Here is a 16,982-nt window from a genome sequence, read left to right as displayed (position 1 = left end):
ACGAAGTTGGATGCAAATGTCAGATCGTGTGCGCCTGTTAGGGCGCGGCTGGTAAGAGAGCCTTATAGGCGCATTTGAAAAACCTCCGGCTATGCCGGAGGATATTTATTCATGGGGCCGGATACAAAAAAGGCCGCAGGCTGTTACTCCTGCGGCCGGTTTCGGGCGCATATTGCCATCACGGCAGCCTGACGCCCGTTTTCACCTTACTTCCGGTTACGCCACCAGCTGACAATCGCTGCGGTAATAATTCCCGCCAGGATCGGTGCTGCCAGGTCGTGCCAGAAAGTCATGGCAAACTGCGTGAGCGTCATATAGCCGCCTTGTTGTAATGACAACATTTTGCGGCTATTCTTGAATTGTTCTGGTTCAAGATTAGCCCCCGTTCTGTTGTCAGGTTATACCTCTCAACGTGCGGGGGTTTTCTCTTTCCAGCAACCAATGCCACCAGGGATAGAGCCCCCGCAACATTGCGCCTCACCGGATAACGCCGGCTTGGTGTGGATACTACGACTCAATTCATCTTCACTTCATCCCTGAAATGTATGCAATGAAGAGTGCATTCCGGTTTTTCAACAGCTGTTACAGTCGTTTCATGAGTGCTCTGGATGATGCTTCCAGCTCGGGTTGCCAATATTTACTTGTGGAAGAGATAAAGACAAAAAAGGCCGCAGGCTGTTACACCTGCGGCCGGTTTCGGGCGCATATTGCCATCACGGCAGCCTGACGCCCGTTTTCACCTTACTTCCGGTTACGCCACCAGCTGACAATCGCTGCGGTAATAATTCCCGCCAGGATCGGTGCTGCCAGGTCGTGCCAGAAAATCATGGCAAACTGCGCGAGCGTCATATAGCCGCCTTGTTGTAATGACAACATTTTGCGGCTATTCTTGAATTGTTGATGGTTCAAGATTAGCCCCCGTTCTGTTGTCAGGTTTTACCTCTCAACGTGCGGGGGTTTTCTCTTTCCAGCAACCAATGCCACCAGGGATAAAGCCCCCGCAACATTGCGCCTCACCGGATAACGCCGGCTTGGTGTGGATACTACGTCTCAATTCATCTTCACTTCATCCCTGAAATGTTTGCAATAAAGAGTACATTCCGGCTTTTCAACAGCTGTTGCAGTGGTTTCGTGCAGGTTCTGGTACAGGCTCGCAATTCTGATTAACAACCTGTTCAGGTAGTATGAAGAAATACAATAAGCAGGAATTTATATTATCTCCCCCGATTTCTGTCATCGGAGGAGATATAACTGTCAGGCAAATATCGTCATCAAATAGGCGGCAAACAGTGCCAGATGCGCTGCGCCATTGAGCACGTTAGTACGTCCGGTGGAGAAGGAGATATGGCACAGCACTAAAGAGGCCACCATCACTACCATTTCTGGCGCACCAAGTGCAAACTGCAATTCGTTACCCGTCATAAAGGCAATTAGCGTGACGACAGGTACGGTAAGCGAAATGGTTGCTAACACTGAACCAAAGAACAGATTCATCGCGCGCTGGACCTGGTTGTTCAACACTGCTTTTAACGCACCTAAACCTTCCGGCGACAGAATCAACAGAGCCACCAGGAAGCCAGTAAAGGCGACAGGGGCATTCATGCTGTCGAGCAATGTCTCCAGCGGGCTGGCGTTCATTTTGGTGACTGCAATAACGGCAATCAGATGGACAATCAACCAGATAGCATGCCAAAGGCTGCTATGGGCAGACGGTTTACCGTGGTGCGGGTCGTCATCATCACTGTCATCTTCGTGCTCGTAGACAAATAAACTTTGATGCGTTTTGGTCTGGATCAGCAAAAATACGCCATACATTGCCGCAGAAATTAATGCTACCAGTAACGCCTGACCGGTTGAAAAATTCGCCGCAGGCAGAGCCATTGGAAATACCAGTACGATTATCGCCAGGGGGAACAGCGCAATTAAATACTGCTTGATACCAAACAGATTCATATATTGGGTGGCAAACTTGCGTCCGCCCAACAATAATGAAAAGCCAACCAGCCCACCGGTAACAATCATAATGATTGAATAGAGCGTATCACGCATTAGCGTTGGCGCGGCGTCGCCGGTTGCCATTAAAGCTGAAATCAAACTGACTTCAAGAATAACCACTGAAAGGCTAAGAATAAGCGAACCGTAAGGTTCTCCCAGGCGATGGGCTAATACGTCCGCATGACGGACAACACTAAAGGCGCTACTTAAAATACCAATAAGAGCAAGAAGATTGATGCCAATGACCACTGGTAGTGTCTGGCTGCTTCCCCACAGGAACAGCACTACCAGCGCCAGAACCGGGAAAATAAGCGAAGTCTCCTTGTGGCGGGTTTTTACCGCCTCTTGAGCATTTGACATTATGGTTATCCCTTTGCAGATGAATTTATCGAAAATGTAAAAAATAGGTAGGAAAAATAACAGAAAGTGTCTGGATATCGGTAACATTTTACGAATTTTTACCCCGCTGTCGATTTTTTACTCATCGGGCCATAAAAATAAGCAATGCGTTTAGACAATGTTTGTTTTAGCGTTTCTTAAGAAGAGTCTGACATGAAAATTCTTATGTTTTGGCAAGAGTGGATATTGTTGACCACACTTAATGTTCAACTTTGTAAAAGGAGTCAACGATGCCGTATAAAACGAAAAGCGATCTGCCGGAAAGCGTAAAGCACGTGCTACCGTCTCATGCTCAGGATATCTATAAAGAAGCGTTCAACAGCGCATGGGATCAATATAAAGATAAAGAAGATCGGCGTGATGACGCCAGTCGCGAAGAAACCGCGCATAAAGTGGCCTGGGCTGCTGTGAAGCATGAATATGCCAAAGGGGATGATGATAAATGGCATAAAAAATCGTAAAACCGGTAGCTTAGTTAAAGCAATTCGTGCGGTGTTGCCTTGCAAGTGGTCCGTGGATTGCATATTGTCCCGTTAGTGGTTTCAAAATGAGCAGTAAAAATGTCCGGAAGACACCAAAAAGTTGTCGCAGGGAAGTATGCAGTGGCGGAGGTGTAAGGTGATAACGCGTGATTTCTTGATGAATGCCGATTGTAAAACGGCATTTGGTGCCATTGAAGAATCACTCTTATGGTCAGCAGAGCAACGGGCGGCTTCGCTGGCGGCGACGCTGGCTTGTCGACCTGATGAGGGACCGGTGTGGATCTTCGGTTATGGATCGTTGATGTGGAATCCGGCACTGGAGTTTACCGAGTCGTGCACCGGTACACTGGTTGGATGGCATCGTGCGTTTTGCCTGCGTCTGACCGCCGGGCGTGGGACTGCGCACCAGCCGGGACGAATGCTTGCACTGAAAGAGGGCGGACGCACCACAGGCGTCGCCTATCGACTGCCAGAAGAGACGCTGGAGCAGGAACTAACCCTGTTGTGGAAGCGCGAGATGATTACCGGCTGTTATCTGCCAACCTGGTGTCAGCTTGATCTTGATGATGGACGCACAGTAAACGCCATTGTGTTTATTATGGACCCGCGACATCCAGAATATGAATCTGACACTCGCGCTCAGGTCATCGCGCCGTTGATTGCGGCGGCGAGCGGTCCACTGGGAACCAACGCACAATACCTGTTTTCACTGGAACAGGAGCTTATCAAACTGGGAATGCAGGACGATGGGCTGAATGATTTGCTGGTATCGGTAAAAAAACTGCTGGCGGAGAATTATCCGGATGGTGTGTTACGGCCGGGATTCGCCTGAGTAAACTTCCCTCATAGTGGGGCGTCAGACGCCCCCTCAAACATTAAAATGTGAGCACTTTATCGGCTGACAGCGTCCATTGCGCCAGTTCCACAAGAGTACCGATTTCCACCCCATCAATCAGAGGAAGTGTGCTAATCCCGCGCCCGTCGGTACAGGTTTTGCACAATTTCACCGGTACATTCTGAGCGGTAAGGATCTCCAGCATTTGCTGAATGTTGTAGCCTTCCCCTGGTTTTTGCCCGCGCAACCCGGCTGTGACCGCATCAGACATCAGGAACAGACGCAGATCCAGATTGTTCTCCTGCTCTCGTAACGCAATGGCCAGCCGCAAGCTGTTAAACAAGGATTCGCTCCCGTAAGGTGCGCCATTGGCAACGATCACGATTTTTTGCATTATTTACTCCTGTATTCAGGGAATTAGACACTCATCTTCTATCTTACTGCTTCTGCAGCGTCTGACCAATCGGTCACATTTTTAAGGATTTTCCTGAAAGCGCGAGAAAATACGACAAAAGTTGCCAGTAATCGTTATTCTTTAGGGCTATGGTTTTTCATTTTTTACCGGAAGTTACCGACGTTTTGAGCCGTTTCGTTCCTCGCATTATTCCGTTTTATTTACTCTTGCTGGCGGCAGGCGGTACAGCTAACGCACAATCTACCTTCGAGCAAAAAGCGGCAAATCCCTTTGATAATAACAATGATGGTCTGCCGGATTTAGGCATGGCACCTGAAAATCATGATGGGGAAAAACACTTTGCTGAAATTGTGAAAGATTTCGGCGAAACCAGTATGAATGATAACGGGCTGGATACTGGCGAGCAGGCAAAAGCTTTCGCATTGGGAAAAGTCCGCGATGCGCTTAGTCAACAGGTTAATCAGCACGTAGAGTCCTGGCTATCACCGTGGGGAAATGCCAGTGTTGACGTCAAACTGGATAACGAAGGACATTTCACCGGCAGTCGTGGAAGCTGGTTTGTGCCGTTACAAGATAATGATCGTTATCTCACCTGGAGCCAGCTGGGTCTTACTCAGCAGGATGATGGGTTGGTGAGCAATGTGGGCGTTGGGCAACGCTGGGCGCGCGGCAGCTGGCTGGTGGGTTATAACACTTTTTATGACTACTTGCTGGACGAAAATCTTCAGCGAGCGGGCTTTGGTGCCGAAGCGTGGGGCGAATATTTGCGACTATCGGCAAACTTTTACCAGCCGTTTGCTGCATGGCACGAACAGACAGCCACGCAGGAACAACGGATGGCGCGCGGGTACGACCTGACAGCCCGGATGCGCATGCCGTTCTATCAACACCTCAATACCAGTGTCAGCGTAGAACAGTATTTTGGTGATCGTGTTGATTTGTTTAACTCTGGTACGGGTTATCACAATCCCGTCGCGTTGAGTCTGGGATTAAATTACACCCCAGTGCCATTAGTCACTGTGACGGCCCAGCATAAACAGGGTGAAAGTGGCGAAAATCAAAATAACCTCGGGCTGAATCTTAATTACCGCTTTGGTGTACCGCTCAAAAAACAACTTTCTGCGGGCGAGGTTGCCGAAAGTCAGTCGTTACGTGGTAGTCGCTATGACAATCCGCAGCGAAATAATCTACCGACTCTTGAGTACCGACAGCGAAAAACGTTAACGGTGTTTCTGGCGACACCTCCGTGGGATCTAAAACCTGGCGAAACAGTGCCGCTGAAATTACAAATCCGCAGTCGTTACGGTATTCGGCAACTGATTTGGCAGGGCGATACGCAGATATTAAGTTTGACGCCGGGCGCACAAGCCAACAGCGTGGAGGGCTGGACGCTGATCATGCCTGACTGGCAGAACGGGGAAGGGGCGAGCAATCACTGGCGATTGTCGGTGGTGGTGGAAGATAACCAGGGGCAGCGTGTCTCCTCCAATGAGATCACGCTAACGCTTGTCGAACCGTTCGATGCATTGTCAAACGACGAACTGCGCTGGGAACCGTAATCAGAAAATGCGCTCCTGATGCACCCATACCGCTGCTTCCACGCGAGACTTGAGCTTCATTTTCTTCAGCATGTGCTTGACGTGCACTTTTACTGTGCTTTCGGTGATGTCCAGGCGGCGGGCAATCATCTTGTTCGGCAAACCCTGGGCAATCAGCTTGAGAATATCGCGCTCGCGTGGGGTTAACTGGTTAACATCGCGCTCAGTAGTGGCACGGTTAGCACGCAAGCTGGCGGCCAGAACAGGCGTTAATGCTTCGCTTAATACCATTTCGCCAGCAGCTGCCTGATGTAACGCTTTCAGCAGATCTTCCGGTTCCATATCTTTTAACAGATAGCCATCCGCGCCGCGTTTCAGTGCGGTGACCACATCTTCTTCATGGTTAGAAACGCTGAATACCACAATGCGCCCGGAGAGGGACTTTTCGCGCAGTTTATCCAGCGTTTCCAGACCGTTCATGCCGGGCATATTGAGATCTAACAGGATCAAATCGGGATCAAGAGATTCCGCCAGTTCAATACCCTGTTCGCCATTACTCGCTTCGCCAACCACGGTGATATCTGGTGCCATACTGATAAGCTGTTTTACGCCAGTTCGCAGCATCGGGTGATCGTCGATCAGCAGGATAGTAGCCGGTTCCTGATTACTCATGGGTATCTCCTTGGACGTCTGTGAAAGTTTTTTCGGGAATAAAGGTGACCACCACTTCGGTGCCACCTGATTCACGACGGCGGACGCGGCAATCGCCTCGTAAACTTTGCGCACGGTCGCGCATTATTATCATGCCGTAGTGATTGCTGCGGATGGCATTTTCAGGCACGCCGCAGCCGTTATCCTGGACGGTCAGTTTGACCTGATTATCGTTTTGCGCCACCGTCACCACGACTTCACTCGCTTGCGAATGTTTGAGGGCGTTACTTAATGCCTCACGGGCAATTTGCAACAAGTGGATTGCCTGATGCGAAGGCACCAGACGAGGCGGCAATTGATAATTCAGCTTCACCGGGAAGCCAAATTTGGCGCTGTACTCTTCGCAACTCGCCTCCAGCGCCGGACGTAATCCAGGCTCGGTGAGCTGCAAACGGAATGTGGTGAGCAATTCACGCAACTGCGCCCAGGATGCATTCAGTTCGTTACGGATCTGACTTAACAGTTCGCGACTGCTTTCTGGCAGCGCATCGCCCTGCATCTGTAAACAACTCACCTGCATCTTCATGCAAGAGAGAGATTGGGCAATAGAATCATGCAGTTCGCGCGCAATGGTGGCACGCTCTTCCATCACGATCAACTGTTGCTGACGTTCCTGATGGCGATCCAACGCCAGCGTGGCGGTGAGTTGTTCAACCAAGGTATCCACCAGTTGTTGTTGATCATGGCTAAGATGACGCCCCTGCGGCAGGGTCGCCAGCAAAATGCCGTACTGCGTATGAGAGTCAGCCAGCCGCCACTTCAGGGTTGTGCCGCGATCGCCAACGGGTAATACGCCGCGCGGGCAGAGCTGGCAGCCTTTATCATCACAAGTCATATCTGGCTGGCAGGTAAACTCCTGATGATTCTCTTCATCATCAGTGTCATACACCCGCAGTTCAATATCACGTAGCAGGGTCAAATTCTGTAAGCCGTTGAGTACAGGTGACAGGCGTTCACACAGCGGGGCGCGGGAATGCAATCGGCGGTTGGCCTGCCATAAAAAAGAGAGGATCTGATTTTTATGCTCCAGCCCGGCGGTTTTCTCCTGAACCCGCTGCTCAAGTACGGCATAACTTTCGGCCAGTTCTGCAGACATATTGTTCAACGCAGTTCCAAGCATCGCCATTTCGTTGCGCCCGCTGATGTTCGCGCGTTGGGTAAAATCGCGATGACTGACGGCACTCGCCATTGCCAGCAATTGCCGCCACGGTTGTAGCAGTCGCGCCCGCAACCAGATAATAGTGAACACCAGTAAAAGTGCCATAAATACCGCCATTACCCGATGGACCAGTACCACTGTCTCAATGCGCATTTCCGTGGTGCGGTCAAAACCAGATACCAGCTGATCAAGCCCGGCAACAAACTGGCTGACATCCGCTGACACCGTTTCGCGGTTTTGTGCACGCATCAGCGCAGGGATCAGTTCATTACGCCAGTAATCTTGTAAACCCTGTAATTGCGCCAGTTGTCCGTCTCGTTCTGCTGCTCGGGTTAATTCGGCGCTAAATGCTGTTTGTTCCATCTCTTTAATTAAGGGCTTGTCTTTCTCGCTTAATGGCACTGCTGCCAACAGACGGTAACTTTGCATGCGCAGCGATCCCGCTTTGTTGATCGCATGGGCGCTACCCTGAACGCCTTGCACCAGCCAGCCAGAAACCGCCATCCCTGCCAGTCCAATAGCAGTAGAAAGCAACACAATAAGCGCAACCTGATTAACCAGGGTGAGCGGAGAGAGACAACGTTTAAGCATGTAAACCTCTTCCTTCAGGCTTTAAATGAGCAATAACCTTAATGAATGTGACGATACATTCTGGAATGGCAGTATTCTCGGCTATTGGCTGAAGTATACCCATACCCGGAAAGAGTTACTCCTTATTTGCCGCGTGGTTAGTCGCTTTACATCGGTAAGGGTAGGGATTTTACAGCACCGTGAAAAATCTCATAATTTTTATGAAATCACTGTACTCACTATGGGTAATGATAAATATCAATGATAGATAAAGTTATCTTATCGTTTGATTTACATCAAATTGCCTTTAGCTACAGACACTAAGGTGGCAGACATCGAAACGAGTATCAGAGGTGTCTATGAGTCACTCATCCGCCCCCGAAAGGGCTACTGGAGCTGTCATTACAGATTGGCGACCGGAAGATCCTGCGTTCTGGCAACAACGCGGTCAACGTATTGCCAGCCGCAACCTGTGGATTTCCGTTCCCTGTCTGCTGCTGGCGTTTTGCGTATGGATGTTGTTCAGCGCTGTTGCGGTGAACTTACCGAAAGTCGGTTTTAATTTTACGACCGATCAGCTATTTATGTTGACTGCGCTGCCTTCGGTTTCTGGCGCGTTATTACGTGTTCCATACTCCTTTATGGTTCCTATCTTCGGTGGTCGTCGCTGGACGGCGTTCAGCACCGGTATTCTGATTATTCCTTGCGTCTGGCTGGGTTTTGCCGTGCAGGATACCTCCACGCCTTATAGCGTCTTCATCATCATCTCTCTGCTGTGCGGCTTTGCTGGCGCGAACTTCGCTTCCAGTATGGCAAACATCAGCTTCTTCTTTCCGAAACAGAAGCAGGGTGGCGCGCTGGGTCTGAATGGTGGTCTGGGCAACATGGGCGTCAGCGTCATGCAGTTGGTTGCTCCGCTGGTGGTATCACTGTCGATTTTCGCAGTATTTGGTAGCCAGGGTGTCAAACAGCCGGATGGGAGTGAGCTGTATCTGGCGAATGCGTCCTGGGTATGGGTGCCGTTCCTTGCCATCTTCACCATTGCGGCGTGGTTTGGCATGAACGATCTTGCTACCTCGAAAGCCTCCATCAAGGAGCAGTTGCCGGTACTCAAACGGGGTCATCTGTGGATTATGAGCCTGCTGTATCTGGCAACCTTCGGCTCCTTCATCGGCTTCTCCGCGGGCTTTGCGATGCTGTCAAAAACGCAGTTCCCGGATGTTCAGATTCTGCAATACGCTTTCTTCGGGCCGTTTATTGGTGCGCTGGCGCGTTCTGCAGGTGGTGCATTATCTGACCGTCTGGGCGGAACTCGTGTCACACTGGTGAACTTTATCCTGATGGCGATTTTCAGCGGCCTGCTGTTCCTGACCTTACCGACTGACGGACAGGGCGGAAGCTTCATGGCGTTCTTCGCGGTCTTCCTGGCGCTGTTCCTGACAGCTGGGCTGGGTAGTGGTTCCACTTTCCAGATGATTTCCGTGATCTTCCGTAAACTGACAATGGATCGCGTGAAAGCAGAAGGGGGTTCTGACGAACGTGCGATGCGTGAAGCGGCAACCGACACGGCGGCGGCGCTGGGTTTCATCTCTGCGATTGGCGCGATTGGTGGCTTCTTTATCCCGAAAGCGTTCGGTAGCTCGCTGGCATTAACGGGTTCTCCAGTCGGCGCAATGAAAGTATTTTTGATTTTCTATATCGCCTGCGTAGTGATTACCTGGGCGGTATATGGTCGGCATTCTAAAAAATAAATCTTAATATTTGATTATCCTTTGCGCGGCATGATGTCGCGCTTTTTTTTATCTGTCGTTTAGTTACAACATACTTATGTGTGAGTGGCTTATTTCGCCGGATTTCATTAAGAGCCATTAATATGTTACCCATGGGGAATACTCCTTAATACCCATCTGCATAAAAATCTTAATAGTTTAAATAACTACAGGTATAAAACGTCTTAATTTACAGTCTGTTATGTGGTGGCTGTTAATTATCCTAAAGGGGTATCTTAGGAATTTACTTTATTTTTCATCCCCATCACTCTTGATCGTTATCAATTCCCACGCTGTTTCAGAGCGTTACCTTGCCCTTAAACATTAGCAATGTCGATTTATCAGAGGGCCGACAGGCTCCCACAGGAGAAAACCGATGAGTAAATTCCTGGACCGGTTTCGCTACTTCAAACAGAAGGGTGAAACCTTTGCCGATGGGCATGGCCAGCTTCTCAATACCAACCGTGACTGGGAGGATGGATATCGCCAGCGTTGGCAGCATGACAAAATCGTCCGCTCTACCCACGGGGTAAACTGCACCGGCTCCTGCAGCTGGAAAATCTACGTCAAAAACGGTCTGGTGACCTGGGAAACCCAGCAGACTGACTATCCGCGTACTCGCCCGGACCTGCCAAACCATGAACCTCGCGGCTGCCCGCGCGGTGCCAGCTACTCCTGGTATCTTTACAGCGCCAACCGCCTGAAATACCCAATGATGCGCAAACGCCTGATGAAAATGTGGCGTGAAGCGAAGGCGCTGCATAGCGATCCGGTTGAGGCATGGGCTTCTATCATTGAAGACGCCGATAAAGCGAAAAGCTTTAAGCAGGCGCGTGGACGCGGTGGTTTTGTTCGTTCTTCCTGGCAGGAAGTGAACGAACTGATCGCCGCCTCTAACGTTTACACCATCAAAAACTACGGCCCGGACCGTGTCGCTGGCTTCTCGCCAATTCCGGCAATGTCGATGGTTTCTTACGCGTCGGGTGCGCGCTATCTCTCGCTGCTTGGCGGTACTTGCTTAAGCTTCTACGACTGGTACTGCGACCTGCCTCCTGCGTCTCCGCAAACCTGGGGCGAGCAGACTGACGTACCGGAATCTGCTGACTGGTACAACTCCAGCTACATCATCGCCTGGGGGTCAAACGTGCCGCAGACGCGTACTCCGGATGCTCACTTCTTTACTGAAGTGCGTTACAAAGGCACCAAAACTGTTGCCGTCACACCGGACTACGCTGAAATCGCCAAACTGTGCGATCTGTGGCTGGCACCGAAACAGGGCACCGACGCAGCAATGGCGCTGGCGATGGGCCACGTAATGCTGCGTGAATTCCACCTCGACAACCCAAGCCAGTATTTCACCGACTATGTGCGTCGCTACACCGACATGCCGATGCTGGTGATGCTGGAAGAACGCGACGGTTACTACGCTGCGGGTCGTATGCTGCGCGCTGCCGATCTGGTGGATGCGCTGGGCCAGGAAAACAATCCGGAATGGAAAACTGTCGCCTTTAATACCAATGGCGAAATGGTTGCGCCGAACGGTTCTATTGGCTTCCGCTGGGGCGAGAAGGGCAAATGGAATCTTGAGCAGCGCGACGGCAAAACTGGCGAAGAAACCGAGCTGCAACTGAGCCTGCTGGGTAGCCAGGATGAGATCGCTGAGGTGGGCTTCCCGTACTTTGGTGGCGACGGCACTGAACACTTCAACAAAGTGGAACTGGAAAACATTCTGCTGCACAAGCTGCCGGTGAAACGCCTGCAACTGGCTGATGGCCGCACCGCTCTGGTGACCACCGTTTACGATCTGACGCTGGCAAACTATGGTCTGGAACGTGGCCTGAACGACGTTAACTGCGCAACCAGCTACGACGATGTGAAAGCTTACACCCCTGCGTGGGCCGAGCAGATTACCGGCGTTTCTCGCAGCCAGATTATTCGCATCGCCCGTGAATTTGCCGATAACGCGGATAAAACGCACGGTCGTTCGATGATTATCGTCGGTGCGGGGCTGAACCACTGGTATCACCTCGATATGAACTATCGTGGTCTGATCAACATGCTGATTTTCTGCGGCTGTGTCGGTCAGAGCGGGGGTGGCTGGGCGCACTATGTAGGTCAGGAAAAACTGCGTCCGCAAACCGGCTGGCAGCCGCTGGCGTTTGCCCTCGACTGGCAGCGTCCGGCGCGTCACATGAACAGCACCTCTTATTTTTATAACCACTCCAGCCAGTGGCGTTATGAAACCGTGACCGCAGACGAGTTGCTGTCGCCGATGGCGGATAAATCCCGTTATACCGGACATCTGATCGACTTTAACGTCCGTGCAGAACGTATGGGCTGGCTGCCGTCTGCGCCGCAGTTAGGCACTAACCCGCTAACTATCGCTCGCGAAGCGGAAAAAGCGGGCATGAATCCGGTGGATTACACCGTGAAATCCCTGAAAGAGGGTTCTATCCGTTTTGCGGCAGAACAACCAGAAAACGGTAAAAACCACCCGCGTAACCTGTTCATCTGGCGTTCTAACCTGCTCGGTTCTTCCGGTAAAGGTCATGAGTTTATGCTCAAGTACCTGCTGGGGACGGAGCACGGTATCCAGGGCAAAGACCTGGGGCAGCAGGGCGGCGTGAAGCCGGAAGAAGTGGAATGGCAGGACAACGGTCTGGAAGGCAAGCTGGATCTGGTGGTGACGCTGGACTTCCGTCTGTCGAGCACCTGTCTCTATTCCGACATCATTTTGCCGACGGCGACCTGGTACGAAAAAGACGACATGAATACTTCGGATATGCATCCGTTTATTCACCCGCTGTCTGCGGCGGTCGATCCGGCCTGGGAAGCGAAAAGCGACTGGGAAATCTACAAAGCCATCGCGAAGAAATTCTCCGAAGTGTGCGTTGGTCATCTGGGTAAAGAAACTGACATCGTCACGCTGCCTATCCAGCACGACTCTGCCGCTGAACTGGCGCAACCGCTGGATGTGAAAGACTGGAAAAAAGGCGAATGCGACCTGATCCCAGGTAAAACTGCACCGCACATTATGGTCGTAGAGCGCGATTATCCGGCAACTTACGAACGCTTTACCTCTATCGGCCCACTGATGGAGAAAATCGGTAATGGCGGTAAAGGGATTGCCTGGAACACCCAGAGCGAGATGGATCTGCTGCGTAAGCTCAACTACACCAAAGCGGAAGGTCCGGCGAAAGGTCAGCCGATGCTGAACACCGCCATTGATGCGGCAGAGATGATCCTGACGCTGGCACCGGAAACCAACGGTCAGGTAGCCGTGAAAGCCTGGGCTGCCCTGAGCGAGTTTACCGGTCGTGACCATACGCATCTGGCGCTGAATAAAGAAGACGAGAAGATTCGCTTCCGCGATATTCAGGCACAGCCGCGCAAAATCATCTCCAGCCCGACCTGGTCTGGCCTTGAAGATGAACACGTTTCTTACAACGCCGGTTACACCAACGTTCACGAGCTGATCCCGTGGCGTACGCTCTCTGGCCGTCAGCAGCTGTATCAGGATCACCAGTGGATGCGTGATTTCGGTGAAAGCCTGCTGGTTTATCGTCCGCCGATCGACACCCGTTCGGTGAAAGAAGTGATAGGCCAGAAATCCAACGGCAACCCGGAAAAAGCGCTCAACTTCCTGACGCCGCACCAGAAGTGGGGTATCCACTCCACCTACAGCGACAACCTGCTGATGCTGACTTTAGGTCGCGGTGGTCCGGTGGTCTGGCTGAGTGAAGCCGATGCCAAAGATCTGGGCATTGCCGATAACGACTGGATTGAAGTCTTCAACAGCAACGGTGCTCTGACTGCCCGTGCGGTTGTCAGCCAGCGTGTTCCGGTAGGGATGACCATGATGTACCACGCGCAGGAACGTATCGTTAACCTGCCGGGTTCGGAAATTACCCAACAGCGTGGTGGTATCCATAACTCGGTCACCCGTATCACGCCGAAACCGACGCATATGATTGGCGGCTATGCCCATCTGGCATACGGCTTTAACTACTACGGCACCGTAGGTTCTAACCGCGATGAGTTTGTTGTAGTGCGTAAGATGAAGAACATTGACTGGTTAGATGGCGAAGGCAATGACCAGGTACAGGAGAGCGTAAAATGAAAATTCGTTCACAAGTCGGCATGGTGCTGAATCTCGATAAGTGCATCGGCTGCCACACCTGTTCAGTTACCTGTAAAAACGTCTGGACCAGCCGCGAAGGCGTGGAATACGCGTGGTTCAACAACGTGGAAACCAAGCCGGGCCAGGGCTTCCCGACTGACTGGGAAAACCAGGAAAAATACAAAGGCGGCTGGATTCGTAAAATCAACGGCAAACTGCAGCCGCGCATGGGTAACCGTGCCATGCTGCTGGGTAAAATCTTCGCTAACCCGCATCTGCCGGGGATCGACGATTATTACGAGCCGTTCGATTTTGACTATCAGAACCTGCATACCGCGCCGGAAGGCAGCAAATCGCAGCCGATTGCCCGTCCGCGTTCGCTGATTACCGGGGAACGGATGGCGAAAATCGAAAAAGGGCCGAACTGGGAAGATGACCTGGGCGGTGAGTTTGACAAACTGGCGAAAGACAAGAACTTCGACAACATCCAGAAGGCGATGTATAGCCAGTTCGAAAACACCTTCATGATGTATTTGCCGCGCCTGTGCGAACACTGCCTGAACCCGGCATGTGTGGCGACCTGCCCGAGCGGTGCGATTTACAAGCGTGAAGAAGATGGCATCGTCCTGATCGACCAGGATAAATGCCGTGGCTGGCGTATGTGCATCACCGGATGCCCGTACAAAAAAATCTATTTCAACTGGAAGAGCGGTAAGTCTGAGAAGTGCATCTTCTGCTATCCGCGTATTGAAGCGGGTCAGCCGACCGTGTGCTCTGAAACCTGTGTCGGTCGTATCCGTTATCTCGGCGTGCTGTTGTACGATGCGGACGCCATTGAACGTGCAGCCAGCACCGAGAACGAGAAAGATCTTTACCAGCGTCAGCTGGAGGTGTTCCTCGATCCGAACGATCCGAAAGTCATCGAGCAGGCGATTAAAGACGGTATTCCGCTGAGCGTTATTGAAGCTGCACAGCAGTCGCCGGTTTATAAAATGGCAATGGAATGGAAACTGGCGCTGCCGCTGCATCCAGAATATCGCACACTGCCGATGGTCTGGTACGTGCCGCCTCTGTCTCCGATTCAGTCTGCAGCAGACGCGGGTGAGCTGGGTAGCAACGGCATTCTGCCAGACGTCGAAAGCCTGCGCATTCCGGTGCAGTATCTGGCGAATCTGCTGACCGCCGGTGATACCAAACCGGTACTGCGCGCGCTGAAACGTATGCTGGCGATGCGTCATTATAAACGTGCTGAAACCGTTGACGGGAAAGTGGATACCCGTGCGCTGGAAGAGGTCGGTCTGACCGAAGCCCAGGCACAGGAGATGTACCGTTATCTGGCGATTGCTAACTACGAAGATCGCTTTGTGGTGCCGAGTAGTCATCGTGAACTGGCGCGGGAAGCCTTCCCGGAGAAAAATGGCTGCGGCTTTACCTTTGGTGATGGCTGCCACGGTTCAGATACCAAATTCAATCTGTTCAACAGCCGCCGTATCGATGCCATCGACGTAACCAGCAAAACGGAGCCGCACCCATGATCGAACTCGTGATTGTATCGCGTCTCCTTGAATATCCGGATGCTGCCTTATGGCAGCATCAACAAGAGATGTTTGAGGCGATTGCCGCGTCGAAAAATCTGTCGAAAGAAGATGCCCATGCGCTGGGCATTTTCCTGCGCGATTTAACGGCGATGGATCCGCTCGATGCTCAGGCCCAGTACAGCGAACTGTTCGACCGTGGTCGTGCCACGTCACTGTTGCTGTTTGAACATGTGCACGGTGAATCCCGCGACCGCGGTCAGGCGATGGTAGACCTGCTGGCGCAGTATGAGCAGCACGGTTTGCAGTTAAACAGCCGCGAATTGCCCGACCATCTGCCGCTGTATCTGGAGTACCTGGCGCAGCTGCCGCAAAGCGAAGCCGTGGAGGGTTTGATAGATATTGCGCCGATTCTGGCATTGCTGAGTGCGCGTCTGCAACAGCGTGAAAGCCGTTATGCCGTGCTGTTTGATCTGCTGCTGAAACTGGCGAATACCGCAATCGACAGCGACAAAGTGGCGGAAAAAATTGCCGACGAAGCGCGCGACGATACGCCGCAGGCGCTGGATGCTGTCTGGGAAGAAGAGCAGGTTAAATTCTTTGCTGACAAAGGCTGCGGTGATTCAGCAATCACTGCTCATCAGCGTCGCTTTGCTGGTGCCGTCGCGCCGCAATATCTGAATATCACCACCGGAGGACAGCACTAATGCAATTCCTGAATATGTTCTTCTTTGATATCTACCCGTACATAGCCGGGGCGGTCTTCCTGATTGGTAGCTGGCTGCGTTATGACTACGGGCAGTACACCTGGCGCGCGGCGTCCAGCCAGATGCTGGATCGCAAAGGGATGAACCTGGCGTCGAACCTGTTCCATATCGGTATTCTGGGGATTTTTGTTGGTCACTTCTTCGGTATGCTGACGCCGCACTGGATGTATGAAGCTTGGCTGCCGATTGAAGTGAAACAGAAAATGGCGATGTTTGCTGGTGGTGCCAGCGGTGTGCTGTGTCTGATTGGCGGCGTGCTGTTGCTGAAGCGTCGTCTGTTCAGCCCACGCGTGCGTGCAACCACTACCGGAGCGGATATCCTGATCCTGTCGCTGCTCGTTATCCAGTGCGCGCTGGGCTTGCTGACCATTCCGTTCTCCGCCCAGCATATGGACGGTAGCGAGATGATGAAACTGGTTGGCTGGGCGCAGTCGGTAGTGACCTTCCACGGTGGCGCTTCTCAACACCTTGATGGTGTGGCGTTTATCTTCCGTCTGCACCTGGTGCTGGGGATGACGTTATTCTTGCTGTTCCCGTTCTCACGTCTGGTGCACATCTGGAGCGTACCGGTGGAGTATTTGACACGTAAGTATCAGCTGGTGCGCGCTCGTCACTAAGCGAATTTTAGTTTGCATAGACCCCGCTTCGGCGGGGTTTTTTTATGGGCACGGTACGGGGTGAGTTGTC

At 52.0% G+C, this 16,982-nt stretch carries 14 protein-coding genes; 8 read left to right on the top strand and 6 right to left on the bottom strand.

Annotated features, from left to right (window positions below; all coding sequences use genetic code 11):
• Positions 1-206 precede the first annotated feature (206 nt).
• The 3 genes from ACJHWK_RS21615 to chaA all read right to left on the bottom strand — a co-directional run bounded on the left by ACJHWK_RS21615 (position 207) and on the right by chaA (position 2,355).
• On the bottom strand, positions 207-314 hold the full coding sequence (locus ACJHWK_RS21615; RefSeq protein ID WP_000176713.1) for a type I toxin-antitoxin system toxin Ldr family protein: 108 nt from the start codon (positions 312-314) through the stop codon (positions 207-209).
• A 427-nt stretch (positions 315-741) separates the two neighbouring features.
• On the bottom strand, positions 742-849 hold the full coding sequence (locus tag ACJHWK_RS21610; protein ID WP_000170955.1) for a type I toxin-antitoxin system toxin Ldr family protein: 108 nt from the start codon (positions 847-849) through the stop codon (positions 742-744).
• A gap of 405 nt (positions 850-1,254) precedes the next feature.
• On the bottom strand, positions 1,255-2,355 hold the full coding sequence (chaA, locus tag ACJHWK_RS21605; protein WP_001309461.1) for a sodium-potassium/proton antiporter ChaA: 1,101 nt from the start codon (positions 2,353-2,355) through the stop codon (positions 1,255-1,257).
• 269 nt (positions 2,356-2,624) lie between these two features.
• On the opposite strand from chaA, the gene chaB reads away from it, so the two are divergent.
• The gene (gene chaB / locus ACJHWK_RS21600) at positions 2,625-2,855 is read left to right on the top strand and encodes a putative cation transport regulator ChaB (protein ID WP_001146444.1); all 231 of its coding nucleotides are present in this window, start codon (positions 2,625-2,627) and stop codon (positions 2,853-2,855) included.
• 157 nt (positions 2,856-3,012) lie between these two features.
• The gene (chaC, locus tag ACJHWK_RS21595) at positions 3,013-3,708 is read left to right on the top strand and encodes a glutathione-specific gamma-glutamylcyclotransferase (protein WP_001295621.1); all 696 of its coding nucleotides are present in this window, start codon (positions 3,013-3,015) and stop codon (positions 3,706-3,708) included.
• A gap of 43 nt (positions 3,709-3,751) precedes the next feature.
• Here chaC and ychN read toward each other — a convergent pair whose 3' ends face one another.
• Positions 3,752-4,105, bottom strand: a complete 354-nt coding sequence (gene ychN / locus ACJHWK_RS21590) for a DsrE/F sulfur relay family protein YchN (RefSeq protein WP_001169659.1) — start codon at positions 4,103-4,105, stop codon at positions 3,752-3,754.
• A gap of 185 nt (positions 4,106-4,290) precedes the next feature.
• Here ychN and ychO point away from each other — a divergent pair, with 185 nt between their 5' ends.
• Complete coding sequence (gene ychO, locus ACJHWK_RS21585) at positions 4,291-5,685, top strand: inverse autotransporter invasin YchO (protein ID WP_024166529.1); 1,395 nt, start codon at positions 4,291-4,293, stop codon at positions 5,683-5,685.
• Here ychO and narL read toward each other — a convergent pair whose 3' ends face one another.
• Together narL and narX are read right to left on the bottom strand one after the other, a co-directional pair.
• Entirely contained in the window at positions 5,686-6,336 is a 651-nt protein-coding gene (narL, locus tag ACJHWK_RS21580) for a two-component system response regulator NarL (RefSeq protein WP_000070491.1), read from the bottom strand.
• Entirely contained in the window at positions 6,329-8,125 is a 1,797-nt protein-coding gene (gene narX / locus ACJHWK_RS21575; RefSeq protein ID WP_001522944.1) for a nitrate/nitrite two-component system sensor histidine kinase NarX, read from the bottom strand. The genes narL and narX overlap by 8 nt, the downstream gene beginning before the upstream one ends.
• A gap of 338 nt (positions 8,126-8,463) precedes the next feature.
• Between narX and narK the strand changes: the two genes are divergently transcribed.
• The 5 genes from narK to narI all read left to right on the top strand — a co-directional run bounded on the left by narK (position 8,464) and on the right by narI (position 16,912).
• Positions 8,464-9,855, top strand: a complete 1,392-nt coding sequence (gene narK, locus ACJHWK_RS21570; RefSeq protein ID WP_000019817.1) for a nitrate transporter NarK — start codon at positions 8,464-8,466, stop codon at positions 9,853-9,855.
• 394 nt (positions 9,856-10,249) lie between these two features.
• Entirely contained in the window at positions 10,250-13,993 is a 3,744-nt protein-coding gene (locus ACJHWK_RS21565; RefSeq protein ID WP_021517071.1) for a nitrate reductase subunit alpha, read from the top strand.
• On the top strand, positions 13,990-15,528 hold the full coding sequence (gene narH / locus ACJHWK_RS21560) for a nitrate reductase subunit beta (protein WP_000702660.1): 1,539 nt from the start codon (positions 13,990-13,992) through the stop codon (positions 15,526-15,528). The genes ACJHWK_RS21565 and narH overlap by 4 nt, the downstream gene beginning before the upstream one ends.
• Positions 15,525-16,235 carry a nitrate reductase molybdenum cofactor assembly chaperone gene (gene narJ / locus ACJHWK_RS21555; RefSeq protein ID WP_000571694.1) on the top strand — a complete coding sequence of 237 codons (711 nt, stop codon included), beginning with the start codon at positions 15,525-15,527 and terminating at the stop codon, positions 16,233-16,235. The genes narH and narJ overlap by 4 nt, the downstream gene beginning before the upstream one ends.
• Positions 16,235-16,912, top strand: a complete 678-nt coding sequence (gene narI, locus ACJHWK_RS21550) for a respiratory nitrate reductase subunit gamma (RefSeq protein ID WP_001160110.1) — start codon at positions 16,235-16,237, stop codon at positions 16,910-16,912. The genes narJ and narI overlap by 1 nt, the downstream gene beginning before the upstream one ends.
• The last annotated feature ends 70 nt before the right edge of the window (positions 16,913-16,982 follow it).

The sequence above is a fragment of the Escherichia sp. WS547 genome, assembly GCF_046486065.1.
In the GTDB taxonomy this organism is placed as follows: Bacteria; Pseudomonadota; Gammaproteobacteria; order Enterobacterales; family Enterobacteriaceae; genus Escherichia; species Escherichia coli.
The sequence above is the reverse complement of the archived record's forward strand: the minus strand, read 5'-3'. Positions and strand labels throughout refer to the sequence as shown.

Bases quoted from the DNA above. Each gene is read 5' to 3' on its own strand.
- narK (WP_000019817.1), top strand. From the start codon at position 8,464: ATGAGTCACTCATCCGCCCCCGAAAGGGCTACTGGAGCTGTCATTACA.
- narI (WP_001160110.1), top strand. From the start codon at position 16,235: ATGCAATTCCTGAATATGTTCTTCTTTGATATCTACCCGTACATAGCC.
- chaA (WP_001309461.1), bottom strand. From the start codon at position 2,355: ATGTCAAATGCTCAAGAGGCGGTAAAAACCCGCCACAAGGAGACTTCG.
- ACJHWK_RS21565 (WP_021517071.1), top strand. From the start codon at position 10,250: ATGAGTAAATTCCTGGACCGGTTTCGCTACTTCAAACAGAAGGGTGAA.
- narX (WP_001522944.1), bottom strand. From the start codon at position 8,125: ATGCTTAAACGTTGTCTCTCTCCGCTCACCCTGGTTAATCAGGTTGCG.
- narL (WP_000070491.1), bottom strand. From the start codon at position 6,336: ATGAGTAATCAGGAACCGGCTACTATCCTGCTGATCGACGATCACCCG.
- narJ (WP_000571694.1), top strand. From the start codon at position 15,525: ATGATCGAACTCGTGATTGTATCGCGTCTCCTTGAATATCCGGATGCT.
- ychN (WP_001169659.1), bottom strand. From the start codon at position 4,105: ATGCAAAAAATCGTGATCGTTGCCAATGGCGCACCTTACGGGAGCGAA.
- narH (WP_000702660.1), top strand. From the start codon at position 13,990: ATGAAAATTCGTTCACAAGTCGGCATGGTGCTGAATCTCGATAAGTGC.
- ACJHWK_RS21615 (WP_000176713.1), bottom strand. From the start codon at position 314: ATGACGCTCACGCAGTTTGCCATGACTTTCTGGCACGACCTGGCAGCA.
- chaB (WP_001146444.1), top strand. From the start codon at position 2,625: ATGCCGTATAAAACGAAAAGCGATCTGCCGGAAAGCGTAAAGCACGTG.
- ACJHWK_RS21610 (WP_000170955.1), bottom strand. From the start codon at position 849: ATGACGCTCGCGCAGTTTGCCATGATTTTCTGGCACGACCTGGCAGCA.